Origin of the sequence: Phytoactinopolyspora alkaliphila (assembly GCF_010550695.1) — a bacterium.
GTDB classification, from domain to species: Bacteria; Actinomycetota; Actinomycetes; order Jiangellales; family Jiangellaceae; genus Phytoactinopolyspora; species Phytoactinopolyspora alkaliphila.
Window position 1 is genome coordinate 181,485 of sequence record NZ_JAAGOB010000002.1, and the last position, 14,682, is coordinate 196,166.

Below are 14,682 nucleotides of genomic sequence, written 5' to 3' on the forward strand. Positions count from 1 at the left end.
AGTTCTTACTTGGCCTTCTCGAGGATCTCGACGACGCGCCAGCGCTTCGTGGCCGAAAGCGGCCGGGTCTCCATCAGGAGCACCCGGTCACCCAGGCCGGCGTTGTGCTCGTCGTGAGCCTTGAGCCTGCTCGTCCGCCGCACGACCTTGCCGTACAGCGCGTGCTTGTACCGGTCTTCGACGGCCACGACGACCGTCTTCTGCATCTTGTCGCTCACCACGAGGCCCTCACGGACCTTGCGGAAGCCACGGGTCTCGTTCTTCTTCTCACTCACCGAGGTGTCCTTGCTCGTGGGGCTCATGCCGCATCTCCCTTGGCCGCATCATCGGATGCCGACGCGACGACCGGGATGATGCCGAGCTCGCGCTCGCGCATGATCGTGTAGATGCGGGCGATGTCCCGCCGCACGGCCTTCAGCCGGCCGTGGCTCTCGAGCTGGCCCGTGGCTGCCTGGAACCGCAGGTTGAACAGCGATTCCTTGGCCTTGCCCAGCTCTTCCACCAGGTCCGCGTCCGACTTCTCACGCAGCGACTCGGCGTCGAGGTTCTTCGATCCGATGGCCATCACAGATCACCTGTCTCGCGTGTCACGATCTTGGCCTTCATCGGCAGCTTGTGGATCGCGCGGGTCAAGGCCTCACGCGCCACCGTGTCGTTCGGGTAGGACAGTTCGAACATGACCCGGCCCGGCTTGACGTTGGCCACCCACCACTCCGGCGAACCCTTGCCGGAACCCATACGGGTCTCGGCCGGCTTCTTGGTCAGCGGCCGGTCCGGATAGATGTTGATCCAGACCTTGCCGCCACGCCGGATGTGCCGGGTGATGGCGATACGTGCTGCCTCGATCTGGCGGTTGGTCACGTAGTGGCCTTCCACCGCCTGGATGCCGTACTCGCCGAAAGCCAGGCTGGTACCGCCCTTGGCCACGCCACGCCGCTTCGGGTGGTGCTGCTTGCGGTGCTTGACCCTGCGGGGAATCAGCATGACCTCACACCTCCTGCTCGTTCGTCGTCTCCGAGGTGGCCGGCGCCTCGACGGCCAGCGACTCGACCGCGGGAGTCTCCACAACGGGGCTCTCGCTGGCCGGCGTCTCGACCGCAGGGGTCTCCACCGCGGACTCGGTCTCGGCCGGGGCCGAACCCTGCTGGCCGCCGCGTCCACGCGTGGGACGACGACGCTCGGGGCGACGACGCTCACGCTGCTGGGCACGGGCCGCGGCAGCCTGCTCCGCGGCGCGCTCGGCGCGCGATCCGCTGACGTCACCCTTGTAGATCCACACCTTCACGCCGATCCGGCCGAAGGTGGTACGCGCCTCGTAGAAGCCGTAGTCGACGTCCGCGCGCAGCGTGTGCAGCGGCACCCGGCCCTCACGGTAGAACTCCGAACGGCTCATCTCCGCGCCGCCGAGCCGACCGGAGCACTGGATCCGTACGCCCTTGGCGCCGGCGCGCATGGTGGTCTGGATCGCCTTACGCATCGCACGACGGAACGCCACTCGGGCGGACAGCTGCTCGGCCACCCCTTGGGCGACGAGTTGCGCGTCGACCTCGGGCTGCTTGACCTCGAGCACGTTCATCTGAACCTGCTTGCCGGTCAGCTTCTCCAGCTCGGAGCGGAGCCGATCGGCTTCCACGCCACGGCGGCCGATCACGATGCCCGGCCGGGCGGTGTGGATGTCGACCCGAACGCGGTCACGCGTGCGCTCAATCTCCACGCTGGAGATGCCGGCGCGCTCCATGCCGGTGGTCATCAGTTTGCGGATGGCGACGTCCTCGGCGACGTAGTCGCGGTAACGCTGGCCCTTGTTGGTGCTGTCGGCGAACCACCGGCTCTTGTGATCGGTGGAGATGCCGAGCCGAAACCCGTGCGGGTTGATCTTCTGACCCACTAGCGGGCCCCTCCCTTCGAGGCACCGGCAGAGGCTCGCTTCTCCGCCGAGGCCGCATCATTGCTGGCGCCGGCCGTCCGCTTGTCGTCCACGGTGACGGTGATGTGGCATGTGCGCTTCTTGATCCGGAACGCACGGCCCTTACCGCCCGGCCGGAATCGCTTCATCGTCGGTCCTTCGTTCACATACGCCGATCCGACGACGAGCGAGTCCCGCTGCGCCCCGGTCTGGTCGTATGCGTTCGCCACGGCGCTCTCCAGTACCTTGAGCACCGGTTCGGCGGCGGCGATCGGCGTGAACCGCAGAAGGGCGGACGCCTCGTCGACGTCCAGGCCACGGATGAGGTCCACCACGCGGCGCGCCTTCATGGGCGTCACGCGGACGAACCGCGCCTGAGCCCTGGCTGCTTCCATCGTTGACTCCTAATGTTCTGCGTGGTCGACCATCACCGGCGGCGGGCGCGGCGATCGTCCTTCTCGTGGCCCCGGAAGGTCCGCGTAGGAGCGAACTCGCCGAGCTTGTGGCCCACCATCGACTCGGTGATGAACACCGGGACGTGCTTGCGGCCGTCGTGCACCGCGATCGTGTGCCCGATCATGTCCGGCACGATCATCGACCGGCGCGACCATGTCTTGATCACGTTCTTCGTGCCCTGGTCGTTCTGCACCTCGACCTTCTTGGCCAAGTGCTCGTCGACGAAGGGGCCCTTCTTCAGACTTCGTGGCATCTCTTCGTAACTCCCCGACTCAGCGCTTCTTACCGGTCTTGCGGCGGCGGACGATCTGACGGTCACTCGGCTTGTTCTTGCGACGCGTGCGGCCTTCCGGCTTACCCTTCGGGTTCACCGGGTGACGGCCACCGGACGTCTTGCCCTCACCACCACCGTGCGGGTGGTCCACCGGGTTCATGACCACACCACGGACAGTCGGGCGCTTGCCCTTCCACCGCATCCGGCCGGCCTTACCCCAGTTGATGTTGGACTGCTCGGCGTTGCCGACCTCGCCGACGGTGGCGCGACAGCGCACGTCGACGTTCCGGATCTCGCCGGACGGCATGCGCAGCTGCGCCCAGGTGCCTTCCTTCGCTACCAGCTGGACGCTGGAGCCGGCGGAGCGGGCGATCTTCGCACCGCCGCCAGGACGCAGCTCGATCGCGTGCACGACCGTACCCACCGGAATGTTGCGCAGAGGCAGGTTGTTGCCGGGCTGGATGTCTGCCTTCGGCCCCGACTCCACCGTGCGTCCCTGGGCCATGCGGCTCGGCGCGAGGATGTACCTCTTCTCGCCGTCCGCGTAGTGCAGCAACGCGATGCGCGACGTGCGGTTCGGGTCGTACTCGATGTGAGCGACCTTGGCGGGCACGCCGTCTTTGTCAGCGCGCCGGAAGTCGATCACTCGGTACTGCCGCTTGTGCCCGCCACCCTGGTGACGGGTGGTGATGCGGCCGGAGCTGTTCCGTCCGCCCTTCTTCGGCAGCGGCCGAACCAGCGACTTCTCCGGCTCGGCCCGGGTGATCTCGGCGAAGTCGGCGACGCTGGAGCCACGCCGGCCCGGCGTCGTCGGCTTGTACTTACGGATTCCCATTCCAGACCTCGATAACTCGTATCCCGTGCCTGTCTCTACGAGACCGGGCCGGAGAAGATGTCGATTCGCTGACCGTCGGCGACCGTCACGATCGCGCGCTTGGTGTCCGGCCGCTTACCCACGCCGAAACGCGTCCGACGACGCTTGCCGGCGCGGTTGGCCGTGTTGACGCGAAGGACTTTGACGTTGAACACCTTTTCGACCGCGATCTTGATCTCGGTCTTGTTCGCGCCGGGATCGACCAGGAAGGTGTACTTGTTCTCGTCAAGCAGGCCGTAGCTCTTCTCGGAGACGACGGGCTTGAGGAGAATGTCGCGTGGATCCTTGCGAACGCCGTTCATTTGGCCTCCTCCGTCTCAGCCGCGTCTTCCGAGGCTCCGTTCGCCGCGATCTTCTGCCGGCTGGCGAGAAACGCGTCGAGCGCCGCCTTGGTGAAGACGAGCTCATCAGCGCAGAGCACGTCATAGGTGTTGAGTTGGTCTGCGACGAGCAGGTGCACGCCGTCGACGTTGCGAAGGCTCTTCGTGGTGAGCTCGTCACCACGCTCCACGACGACCAGCACGTTGCGGCGCTCGGTCACCGACTTGAGCGTGGCCAGCGCGGCCTTCGTGGATGGCGTCTCGCCGTCCACGAAGGACGTCACGACGCGCACACGCTCGTGGCGGGCACGATCGGACAGTGCGCCACGCAGCGCGGCGGCCTTCATCTTCTTCGGCGTCCGCTGCGAGTAGTCTCGCGGCTGCGGGCCGTGAACGACGCCGCCACCAGCGAACTGGGGAGCACGGATGGAGCCCTGACGGGCCCGGCCGGTGCCCTTCTGCCGGTAAGGCTTCGCACCGCCGCCGCGGACCTCGCCGCGGCTCTTGACGGAGTGGGTGCCCTGCCTGGCCGCGGCCAGCTGAGCCACCACGACCTGGTGAATCAGCGGCACGTTGACCTGTACGTCGAAGATCTCCGCGGGGAGCTCGACGCTGCCCGCGGCAGCGCCCTTCGGATCATGAACGGACACGGTTGTCATTTCGCCGCCCCCTTCGCAGCTGTGCGGACCAGCACCAGGCCGCCGTTGGGGCCTGGCACGGCGCCCTTCAGCAGCAGCAGGCCGTTCTCCGCGTCGACGGCGTGGACGGTGATGTTCTGCGCGGTCACCCGCTCGTTGCCCATCCGGCCGGCCATCTTCATTCCCTTGAACACTCGTCCAGGGGTGGCGCAGCCGCCGATGGAGCCAGGCGAGCGGTGCTTACGCTGCACACCGTGCGACGCGCGCAGGCCGTGGAAGCCGTGGCGCTTCATCACGCCGGCTGTCCCCTTGCCTTTGCTCGTGCCGGTCACGTCGACCTCTTGGCCCGCCTCGAACACCTCAGCGGTGAGCTCCTGGCCCGTGGTGTACTCCGACGCGTCAGCGGTACGGATCTCCACCACATGGCGGCGCGGCGTCACGCCGGCCTTGTCGAAGTGGCCCTTGGCGGGCTTGGTGACCTTGCGTGGGTTCGGAGCGCCGTAGGCGATCTGAACAGCGTCGTAGCCATCGGTGGCCGGCGTACGGACCTGCGTCACTACGCATGGTCCCGCCTTGACGACCGTGACCGGAACGATGCGCTGCTGCTCGTCCCACACTTGTGTCATGCCGATCTTCTCGCCGAGCAGGCCGGAAACGACGCGGCTGGCGGACTGGGTTACGTCGATAGTCATCGCCCTCGGACCCTCAGAGCTTGATCTCGATGTCGACACCGGCCGGGAGGTCGAGACGCATCAGCGAATCGACGGTCTTCGGCGTGGGGTCGATAATGTCAATGAGCCGCTTGTGTGTGCGCATCTCGAAGTGCTCGCGACTGTCCTTGTACTTGTGCGGCGAGCGGATGACGCAGTACACGTTCTTCTCGGTCGGCAGCGGCACCGGGCCCGCGACCTGCGCACCAGTACGAGTCACCGTGTCGACGATCTTCCGTGCCGACGTGTCGATGACCTCGTGGTCGTAGGCCTTGAGCCGGATGCGGATCTTCTGTCCCGCCATGGCTGCTTATCGTCCTTTTCTTCGTACCGCTTACGAACCGAATACTGACTGTTGCTCGACCGACCCCCGCGGTCGGGCGTGTCGCGGTCTGCAGGCACATTGCACCCACGGTTCGCGATTCACTTCTCATCGGGGAGTTCAGCAGGGCCCACACCCACGGCATGGGCGAGGCCACTGACTACGAAGCCTCCGCTTCGGCTGCGCCTGGCCGGAACAACTTCCGGGCAGCGCACCACGGCAACCTCATCCGAGCAACCTGAACAGTATGCCAAAGAATAGTGGCCTTTGGCCAATCCAGTGATCAGCACCGGCAATCGCGCCGGTCACCGACCATTGCGGGGCGGGCGTCGCGCAGTCACGCTGGCCACGATCGGCCCCGCGATCTTCACGTTGTCCGTTGGTTGCGCCGACGACACCGAAGACCAAACCGCACCACAGGGGCGGGGCCGGAAGGTCCCGTCCAGGGTTCGGACGGGCATCGGCGAGGTACGAGCCGCGGGCGGGGACGGGACCTTCCGACCCCGCCCCAGCGCGCCGCAACCACATTGTCGACCGCCGCAACCGCCAAACTACTTGATGATCTTGGTGACGTGACCCGCGCCGACCGTACGCCCACCCTCGCGGATGGCGAACTTGAGCTGCTCCTCCATGGCGACCGGCTGGATCAGTTCCACCTTCATGGTGGTGTCGTCACCGGGCATGACCATGGCGTCCGGGCCGTCGGGGAGCGTGACCACACCGGTCACGTCCGTGGTACGGAAGTAGAACTGCGGACGGTAGTTGTTGAAGAACGGCGTGTGCCGCCCACCCTCGTCCTTGGACAGGATGTAGACCGTCGCCTCGAACTCCGTGTGCGGCGTGGTGGTGCCGGGCTTCACGACGACCATGCCGCGCTCGACGTCTTCCTTCTTGGTACCACGCAGAAGGAGTCCGACGTTCTCACCCGCACGAGCCTCGTCGAGCAGCTTGCGGAACATCTCCACACCGGTGACGGTGGTCTTCTGGGCCAGACCCGGACGGATACCGACCAGCTCGACCTCCTCGTTCACCTTCAGCATGCCGCGCTCGACACGGCCGGTGACGACGGTGCCACGTCCGGTGATGGTGAAGACGTCCTCGATCGGCATCAGGAACGGCTTGTCCGAGTCACGCACCGGGTCCGGCACGTTCTCGTCCACCGCGTCCATGAGCTCTTCGACGGTCTTGACCCACTCGGGGTCGCCCTCCAGCGCCTTCAGCGCGGAGACCTTGATGACCGGGACGTCGTCGCCCGGGAACTCGTACTCGGTGAGCAGCTCGCGGACCTCAAGCTCGACGAGCTCGAGGATCTCCTCGTCGTCGACCATGTCGGCCTTGTTGAGAGCCACCAGGATGTAAGGCACGCCTACCTGGCGGGCCAGGAGCACGTGCTCCTTGGTCTGGGGCATCGGGCCGTCGGTAGCCGCGACCACCAGGATCGCGCCGTCCATCTGCGCCGCGCCGGTGATCATGTTCTTGATGTAGTCGGCGTGACCGGGAGCATCGACGTGCGCGTAGTGGCGCTTGTCTGTCTGGTACTCGACGTGCGCGATGTTGATGGTGATACCGCGCTGCTTCTCCTCGGGGGCCTTGTCGATGTCTTCGAAGGCCGAAGCATCGTTCAGGTCCGGGTACTTGTCGTGCAGCACCTTGGTGATGGCCGCCGTGAGGGTGGTCTTGCCGTGGTCGACGTGACCGATCGTACCGATGTTGACGTGCGGCTTCGTCCGCTCGAACTTCGCCTTAGCCACTTTAGGTCCTCTCCGTATCTAGGACTCGAAGGTTGTCGTATAGCCGGTTCATGCTCGGCCGTCTTACTTGTCGGGGGCCGGGTGGCTCCACCCGGGGCGAGATTACCTGGATGTGTGGTTACTCTCCCCGGACTTTCTTGATGATCTCCTCCGCCACATTCCGCGGAACCTCGGCGTAGGAGTCGAACTGCATCGAGTAGTTCGCCCGACCCTGGGTCTTGCTGCGGAGGTCACCGACATAGCCGAACATCTCCGACAGCGGGACCAGCGCCTCGACGACGCGCTGGCCAGCACGCTCCTCCATGGCTTGAATCTGACCACGGCGGGAGTTGAGGTCGCCGATGACGTCACCCATGTACTCATCGGGCGTCGACACCTCGACCGAGAACATCGGCTCGAGGAGCACCGGATCCGCACGGCGTGCGGCGTCCTTGAATGCCATCGAACCGGCGATCTTGAACGCCAGCTCCGAGGAGTCGACGTCGTGGTAGGCACCGTCCTGGAGTGTGACCTTGACGTCCACCAGCGGGTAGCCGGCGACGACACCGAACTCCATCGCCTCCTGGCAGCCCTCGTCCACCGCGGGAATGTACTCCCTGGGGATGCGGCCACCGGTGACGTTGTTGACGAACTCGTAGCCCCCGTCGCCTTCCCCACCGGTCGGCTCGATGTCGATGATCACCCGGCCGAACTGACCGGATCCACCGGTCTGCTTCTTGTGGGTGTACTCGACCTTTTCGACCTTCCGGCGGATGGTCTCGCGGTAGGCGACCTGGGGCTTACCGACGTTCGCCTCGACCTTGAACTCGCGCTTCATCCGGTCCACCAGGACCTCGAGGTGAAGCTCGCCCATACCCGAGATGATGGTCTGGCCAGTCTCCTCGTCGGTACGGACCTGGAATGTCGGGTCCTCTTCGGCCAGACGCTGGATGGCCGTGGACAGCTTGTCCTGGTCACCCTTGGTCTTAGGCTCGACGGCGACGTGGATGACCGGAGCCGGGAACTTCATCGACTCGAGGATGACGGGCTTGCCGGAGTCGGACAGCGTGTCCCCGGTGGTGGTGTTCTTCAACCCCATCACCGCGACGATCTGCCCGGCACTGGCCTTCTCGATCTCTTCACGCTTGTTCGCGTGCATCCGATAGATCTTGCCGATGCGCTCCCGGTGACCCTTGGTGCTGTTCAGCACCTGGGTGCCGGCGGTGACCGTACCCGAGTACACCCGGATGAAGGTCAGCTTGCCGAGGTGCGGGTCAGACATGATCTTGAATGCCAGCGACGCCAGCGGAGCGTCCTCGTCCGCCTCGCGGGTGATGACCTCGTCCTCGTTGTCCGCCGCGTGGCCTTCGATGGCTCCAGCCTCGAGCGGCGACGGCAGGTACCGGACGACGGCGTCCAGCATCGGCTGGACGCCCTTGTTCTTGAACGCCGAGCCGCACAGCACCGGAGTGATCGCGCTGGCGATCGTGGCCCGGCGGATGGCCGCGATGAGCTCCTCCTCGGAGGGCTCCTTGCCCTCGAGGTACAGCTCCATCATGGCGTCGTCGTTCTCGGCGATGGTCTCGAGCAGCTTGTCGCGGTACTCGGCGGCCGCCTCGACGTGAGTGTCGGGAATGTCGACGGTCTCATACATCTCGCCCAGCGGCGTCTCGGCCGACCAGACCAGCGCCTTCATGCCCACGAGGTCCACCAGACCGCGGAAGTCCGCCTCGGCACCGATGGGCAGCTGGAGCACCAGCGGTGTCGCCTTGAGTCGCGAAACGATCATGTCGACGCAGCGGTGGAACTCGGCTCCGGTGCGGTCGAGCTTATTGACGAAGCAGATTCGCGGCACGCCGTACTTGTTCGCCTGGTGCCACACGGTTTCGGATTGCGGCTCCACACCGGCGACCCCGTCGAAGACCGCGACGGCGCCGTCCAGCACGCGCAGGTTGCGCTCCACCTCGACGGTGAAGTCGACGTGGCCGGGCGTGTCGATGATGTTGATGGTGTGGCCGTCCCACTCGCAGGTGGTCGCGGCGGAGGTGATGGTGATGCCGCGCTCCTGCTCCTGCTCCATCCAGTCCATCGTGGCCGCGCCGTCGTGGACCTCACCGATCTTGTAGGTGATACCGGTGTAGTAGAGGATGCGCTCGGTTGTAGTGGTCTTGCCCGCGTCGATGTGCGCCATGATCCCGATGTTGCGGACCTGGGCGAGATCGATCTTGCGAAGGTCGGTCGCCATAATCTCTGGTGCGTCTTCCTACGTCGTGGGTGATACCGCTACCAGCGGTAGTGCGCGAAGGCCCGGTTCGACTCGGCCATCTTGTGGGTGTCTTCCCGACGCTTCACGCTGGCTCCCAGGCCGTTGGACGCGTCGAGGATCTCGTTCATCAACCGCTCCGTCATGGTCTTCTCACGACGGTCACGGGAGTAGTTCACCAGCCAGCGCAGCGCGAGCGTGGTGCTTCGGCCCGCACGGACCTCGACCGGTACCTGGTACGTGGCGCCACCAACCCGGCGGCTACGCACCTCCAGGGTCGGCTTGACGTTGTCGAGCGCCCGCTTGAGGGTGACGATGGGGTCGGTGCCGGTCTTCTCACGGCAGCCTTCGAGGGCTCCGTGAACGATACGCTCGGCCACCGTCTTCTTTCCATCGACCAGCACCTTGTTCACCAGCTGCGTGACCAGCGGGGAGCTGTAGACCGGATCGACGACCAGCGGCCGCTTCGGAGCGGGACCCTTACGCGGCATCAGCTCTTCTCCTTCTTCGCGCCGTACCGGCTGCGCGCTTGCTTACGGTTCTTCACGCCCTGGGTGTCGAGCGAACCACGGACGATCTTGTACCGAACGCCCGGGAGGTCCTTCACACGACCGCCGCGCACGAGCACCATCGAGTGCTCCTGCAGGTTGTGTCCCACACCCGGGATGTAGGCCGTGACCTCGATCTGGCTGGTCAGCTTCACACGGGCGACCTTGCGAAGAGCCGAGTTCGGCTTCTTCGGTGTGGTCGTGTAGACGCGGGTGCACACGCCGCGCCGCTGCGGGCTGCCTTTGAGGGCAGGCGTCTTCTTCTTGGCGACCTTGTCCTGGCGGCCCTTACGGACCAGCTGCTGGATCGTGGGCACTACGTCTCCGTCATCCTCGTACGTCGCACCGGGCTTCCCCGGTGTTGTCGGCTATTGGATCTGACTGGCGGCCTCACGACGCGTGTCCGAGAACACGGAGGTCGTTGCCACCCCCGCGGTCGGGCGTGTCGCCCGGTCCGGCTCCGCACCGCTCGGCCGAGCCGATCAGCGTGGTTGGTTACTTCAACCCCGCCCGCTCTGGGCAAGCAGGATGGCCTAGAAGAACTCCAGGCACGAAGAAAGAGACTACCCGCTCGGGCAGCCCTAGGTCAAAGCGAAGGCGCGTGGAGCGCCTTCGCTTTGACCATACCAGAGAGTCTTGGGCACGACGACGGTCAGCTGAACGAACCGAAGTCGTAGTCCTCGAGACGGACGGCTTCGCCCGACCCCTGCCCGAACTCGTAATCGGAGTAGTCCGCGCCGTAGTCGACCATCGAGTACATGGCGGCCTTGGCTTCCTCGGTCGGCTCCACCCGGATGTTGCGATACCTGGGCAATCCGGTACCGGCCGGGATGAGCTTACCGAGGATGACGTTCTCCTTCAGACCGATCAGCGGATCAGACTTGGCATTGATCGCGGCCTCAGTGAGAACACGGGTGGTCTCCTGGAACGACGCCGCCGACAGCCACGAGTCGGTCGCGAGCGACGCCTTCGTGATACCCATCAGCTGCGGACGCCCGGAGGCCGGCTGACCGCTCTCGGCCACCACCCTGCGGTTCTCCTCCTCGAACCGGGACCGCTCCACGAGCTCACCCGGCAGCAGGTTGGTGTCGCCACTCTCCAGCACCGTGATCCGGCGCAGCATCTGCCGCACGATGATCTCGATGTGCTTGTCGTGGATGGACACGCCCTGGGAACGGTAGACCTCCTGGACCTGGTCGGTCAGGAAGACCTGGACCGCCCGCTGGCCCTGGACCCGCAGCACGTCGTGCGGATCCGCGGTACCCGAGTGCAGCAGCTGCCCGACCTCGACGTGGTCGCCCTCCTGGACACGCCACTGGGCGAGGCCCGGCGCGTACCGGTTCGTCCAGTCGAACACGCGGCGGCTCAGCGGGAACGACTGCTCCTCGCTGCCGTCGTCGGGAACGACGACGACGCGAGCGCCCTTGCCGTCCTCTTCGATCCGGGCGCGACCCGCGAGCTCGGCGATGGGCGCCTTGCCCTTGGGTGCCCGCGCCTCGAACAACTCGACCACACGCGGCAAACCGTGCGTGATGTCCTCACCGGCAACACCACCGGTGTGGAAGGTACGCATCGTCAGCTGGGTTCCCGGCTCACCGATGGACTGTGCCGCGATGATCCCGACCGCTTCTCCGACGTCGACGAGCTTGCCCGACGCCAGCGAACGCCCGTAGCACATGGCGCACACGCCGGTCTTGCTCTCACAGGTCAGAACGCTGCGCACCCGGACCTGCTCGACTCCGGCTTCCACCAGGCGCCGGATCTCGACGTCACCCAGGTCATCGCCGGCCGACGCAGCGGTGGTGCCGTCGGAGCCGGTGACGTCCTCGGCGAGCGACCGGGCGTAGACCGAGGTCTCGACCAGATCCTCCACCACGAGGGTGCCATTGGCGTCGCGAGTGGCAATCGGCAGCACGAGGCCGCGCTCGGTCCCGCAGTCCACCTCGCGGATGATGACGTCCTGCGAGACGTCGACCAGACGACGAGTCAGGTAACCCGAGTCGGCCGTACGAAGCGCGGTGTCGGCCAGACCCTTACGGGCGCCGTGGGTGGAGATGAAGAACTCCAGCACCGACAGGCCCTCGCGGAAGCTCGCCTTGATCGGACGCGGGATGGTCTCGCCCTTGGGGTTCGCCACCAGACCACGCATACCGGCGAGCTGCCGGATCTGCATCCAGTTACCACGCGCACCGGAGTGGACCATGCGGTGGATCGAATTGTCCGGCGTGAACGCCTCGCGCATGGCTTCGTCGACCTTGTTGGTCGCGTCGGTCCAGATGTCGATGAGCTCCTCGCGGCGCTCACCGTCGGAGATCACACCACGGTTGAAGTTGCGCTCCACCTTCGCGGCCTTCGCCTCGAACTCCTCGAGGATCTGCTGCTTGGCGGGCGGCGCGACGACGTCCTCCACCGAGACCGTGACTCCGGAGCGGGTCGCCCAGTAGAAGCCCAGGTCCTTCAGGGCGTCCAGGGTGGTACCCACGACGGTCTTCTGGTAGCGCTCCGCCAGGTCGTTGACGATGTCGCCCAGCCTGCCCTTGTCGACTTCAGAGTCCACGTACGGGTAGTCCGGCGGCAGCGTCTCGTTGAACAGGGCGCGGCCCAGCGTGGTGGTGAGCGTCAGCGGCTGGCCGGGCTCCCAGTCCTCCGGCGGCTGCCAGCCCCGAGGCGGGATGGCATCGGTGACCCGAACCGCGATCTGTGCCTGCATGGCCAGCTCGCCCTTGTCGAACGCGCTGATCGCCTCGGCGATGGACGAGAAGGCCCGCCCCTCGCCCTGCAGACCTTCCGTGTAGCTGGTCAGGAAGTGGATGCCCAGCACCATGTCCTGAGTGGGCATGGTGACCGGACGGCCGTCGGCGGGCTTGAGGATGTTGTTGCTGGACAGCATCAGCACCCGGGCTTCGGCCTGCGCCTCGGCCGAGAGCGGAAGGTGGACGGCCATCTGGTCGCCGTCGAAGTCCGCGTTGAACGCGGTGCAGACCAGCGGGTGGATCTGGATCGCCTTGCCCTCGATGAGCTGAGGCTCGAAGGCCTGGATGCCCAGCCGGTGCAGAGTCGGCGCACGGTTGAGCATCACCGGGTGCTCGGCGATGACCTCTTCGAGGACATCCCAGACCACGGGCCGGGCCCGCTCGACCATCCGCTTGGCGCTCTTGATGTTCTGCGCGTGCGACAGGTCGACCAGACGCTTCATGACGAACGGCTTGAACAGCTCGATCGCCATGCCCTTCGGCAGACCGCACTGGTGCAGCTTGAGCTGCGGACCGACGACGATCACCGAACGGCCGGAGTAGTCGACACGCTTACCCAGAAGGTTCTGGCGGAACCGGCCCTGCTTGCCCTTGAGCATGTCGGAGATCGACTTCAACGGGCGGTTGCCTGGACCGGTGACCGGCCGGCCGCGCCGGCCGTTGTCGAACAGCGCGTCGACGGACTCCTGGAGCATCCGCTTCTCGTTGTTGACGATGATCTCCGGCGCGCCCAGGTCAAGCAGCCGCTTGAGCCGGTTGTTCCGGTTGATCACCCGGCGGTAGAGGTCGTTCAGGTCGCTCGTCGCGAACCGCCCGCCGTCCAGCTGCACCATCGGGCGAAGGTCCGGCGGCATCACCGGAACGGCGTCGAGCACCATCCCGCGCGGATCGTTGCGCGTGGTGAGGAACGGCGAGACGACCTTGAGGCGCTTGAGCGCCCGGGTCTTCTTCTGGCCCTTGCCGCTGCGGATGATCTCGCGCAGCTTCTCCGCCTCGGCCTCGAGATCGAAGCTGTCGAGGCGCTCCTTGATCGCCTGCGCGCCCATGCCACCGCTGAAGTACGCGCCGAACCGGTCGCGCATCTCACGGTAGAGCATCTCGTCGCCCTCGAGGTCCTGGACCTTGAGGGAACGGAACCGCTCCCATACCGCGTTCAGCCGATCGATCTCGGCGTCGGCCCGCTTGCGCAGCTGGCTCATCTCACGCTCAGCCGACTCCTTGACCTTACGGCGCACGTCACCCTTGGCGCCCTCGGCCTCGAGCTCGGCGAGATCGGCCTCGAGCTTCTTCGCCCGGGTCTCGATGTCGGCGTCGCGGCGCTGCTCGATCTGCTTGCGCTCGACGTCGATCTGCCCCTCCAGCGACGAGAGGTCGCGGTGACGCGCGTCCTCGTCGACCGAGGTGATCATGTAGGCCGCGAAGTAGATGACCTTCTCCAGGTCCTTCGGGGCGAGGTCCAGCAAGTAGCCGAGGCGGGACGGAACACCCTTGAAGTACCAGATGTGGGTGACCGGCGCGGCGAGCTCGATGTGGCCCATCCGCTCCCGTCGCACCTTGGCACGGGTGACCTCCACACCGCAGCGCTCGCAGATGATGCCCTTGAAGCGCACCCGCTTGTACTTGCCGCAGTAGCACTCCCAGTCCCGGGTGGGACCGAAGATCTTCTCGCAGAAGAGTCCGTCCTTCTCCGGCTTCAGGGTGCGGTAGTTGATGGTCTCCGGCTTCTTGACCTCACCGTGCGACCACTCGCGGATGTCGTCCGCGGTCGCGAGGCCAATGCGTAGCTCGTCGAAGAAGTTGACGTCGAGCACGTGAATCCTTCTCTCAGATCAATCAGTGTTCGAATGCGAGTGGGTCAGTGTGAGACCGCGATGTCAGAGATGGGCGG

Annotated in this window: 16 protein-coding genes; all 16 read right to left on the minus strand. The window is 65.9% G+C overall.

Features of this window, described 5'->3' with window-relative positions; all coding sequences use genetic code 11:
• Window positions 1-5: 5 nt before the first annotated feature.
• The 16 genes from rpsQ to G1H11_RS03925 all read right to left on the minus strand — a co-directional run bounded on the left by rpsQ (window position 6) and on the right by G1H11_RS03925 (window position 14,605).
• Window positions 6-302 (minus strand): 30S ribosomal protein S17, encoded by a 297-nt coding sequence (gene rpsQ, locus G1H11_RS03850; protein WP_163816258.1) that lies wholly within the window; start codon window positions 300-302, stop codon window positions 6-8.
• Entirely contained in the window at window positions 299-565 is a 267-nt protein-coding gene (gene rpmC / locus G1H11_RS03855) for a 50S ribosomal protein L29 (RefSeq protein ID WP_163816260.1), read from the minus strand. Before rpmC ends, rpsQ begins: the two co-directional genes overlap by 4 nt.
• Window positions 565-984, minus strand: coding sequence for a 50S ribosomal protein L16 (gene rplP, locus G1H11_RS03860; protein ID WP_163816262.1), 420 nt, complete (start codon window positions 982-984; stop codon window positions 565-567). Before rplP ends, rpmC begins: the two co-directional genes overlap by 1 nt.
• A 4-nt stretch (window positions 985-988) precedes the next feature.
• On the minus strand, window positions 989-1,888 hold the full coding sequence (gene rpsC, locus G1H11_RS03865; RefSeq protein WP_163816264.1) for a 30S ribosomal protein S3: 900 nt from the start codon (window positions 1,886-1,888) through the stop codon (window positions 989-991).
• Window positions 1,888-2,301, minus strand: a complete 414-nt coding sequence (gene rplV / locus G1H11_RS03870) for a 50S ribosomal protein L22 (protein ID WP_163816267.1) — start codon at window positions 2,299-2,301, stop codon at window positions 1,888-1,890. The genes rpsC and rplV overlap by 1 nt, the downstream gene beginning before the upstream one ends.
• Before the next feature lie 32 nt (window positions 2,302-2,333).
• A complete protein-coding gene (gene rpsS / locus G1H11_RS03875; RefSeq protein ID WP_163816269.1) occupies window positions 2,334-2,615 on the minus strand; it encodes a 30S ribosomal protein S19 in 282 nt (93 codons plus the stop codon).
• A 19-nt stretch (window positions 2,616-2,634) separates the two neighbouring features.
• Window positions 2,635-3,471, minus strand: a complete 837-nt coding sequence (gene rplB, locus G1H11_RS03880; RefSeq protein ID WP_163816271.1) for a 50S ribosomal protein L2 — start codon at window positions 3,469-3,471, stop codon at window positions 2,635-2,637.
• A 35-nt stretch (window positions 3,472-3,506) separates the two neighbouring features.
• Window positions 3,507-3,812 carry a 50S ribosomal protein L23 gene (gene rplW / locus G1H11_RS03885; RefSeq protein WP_163816273.1) on the minus strand — a complete coding sequence of 102 codons (306 nt, stop codon included), beginning with the start codon at window positions 3,810-3,812 and terminating at the stop codon, window positions 3,507-3,509.
• Complete coding sequence (rplD, locus tag G1H11_RS03890; protein WP_163816275.1) at window positions 3,809-4,489, minus strand: 50S ribosomal protein L4; 681 nt, start codon at window positions 4,487-4,489, stop codon at window positions 3,809-3,811. The genes rplW and rplD overlap by 4 nt, the downstream gene beginning before the upstream one ends.
• Window positions 4,486-5,160, minus strand: coding sequence for a 50S ribosomal protein L3 (gene rplC / locus G1H11_RS03895; protein WP_163816277.1), 675 nt, complete (start codon window positions 5,158-5,160; stop codon window positions 4,486-4,488). The genes rplD and rplC overlap by 4 nt, the downstream gene beginning before the upstream one ends.
• A 13-nt stretch (window positions 5,161-5,173) precedes the next feature.
• On the minus strand, window positions 5,174-5,482 hold the full coding sequence (gene rpsJ, locus G1H11_RS03900; protein ID WP_026877498.1) for a 30S ribosomal protein S10: 309 nt from the start codon (window positions 5,480-5,482) through the stop codon (window positions 5,174-5,176).
• A gap of 569 nt (window positions 5,483-6,051) precedes the next feature.
• Complete coding sequence (gene tuf, locus G1H11_RS03905; protein WP_163816279.1) at window positions 6,052-7,251, minus strand: elongation factor Tu; 1,200 nt, start codon at window positions 7,249-7,251, stop codon at window positions 6,052-6,054.
• A 118-nt stretch (window positions 7,252-7,369) separates the two neighbouring features.
• Entirely contained in the window at window positions 7,370-9,475 is a 2,106-nt protein-coding gene (gene fusA, locus G1H11_RS03910) for an elongation factor G (protein ID WP_163816281.1), read from the minus strand.
• 38 nt (window positions 9,476-9,513) lie between these two features.
• The gene (gene rpsG, locus G1H11_RS03915; protein ID WP_163816283.1) at window positions 9,514-9,984 is read right to left on the minus strand and encodes a 30S ribosomal protein S7; all 471 of its coding nucleotides are present in this window, start codon (window positions 9,982-9,984) and stop codon (window positions 9,514-9,516) included.
• Entirely contained in the window at window positions 9,984-10,358 is a 375-nt protein-coding gene (rpsL, locus tag G1H11_RS03920) for a 30S ribosomal protein S12 (RefSeq protein WP_162450302.1), read from the minus strand. The genes rpsG and rpsL overlap by 1 nt, the downstream gene beginning before the upstream one ends.
• Before the next feature lie 335 nt (window positions 10,359-10,693).
• Window positions 10,694-14,605: a DNA-directed RNA polymerase subunit beta' gene (locus G1H11_RS03925; protein WP_163816285.1), complete on the minus strand. Its 3,912-nt coding sequence runs from the start codon at window positions 14,603-14,605 to the stop codon at window positions 10,694-10,696.
• Between the last annotated feature and the right edge of the window lie 77 nt (window positions 14,606-14,682).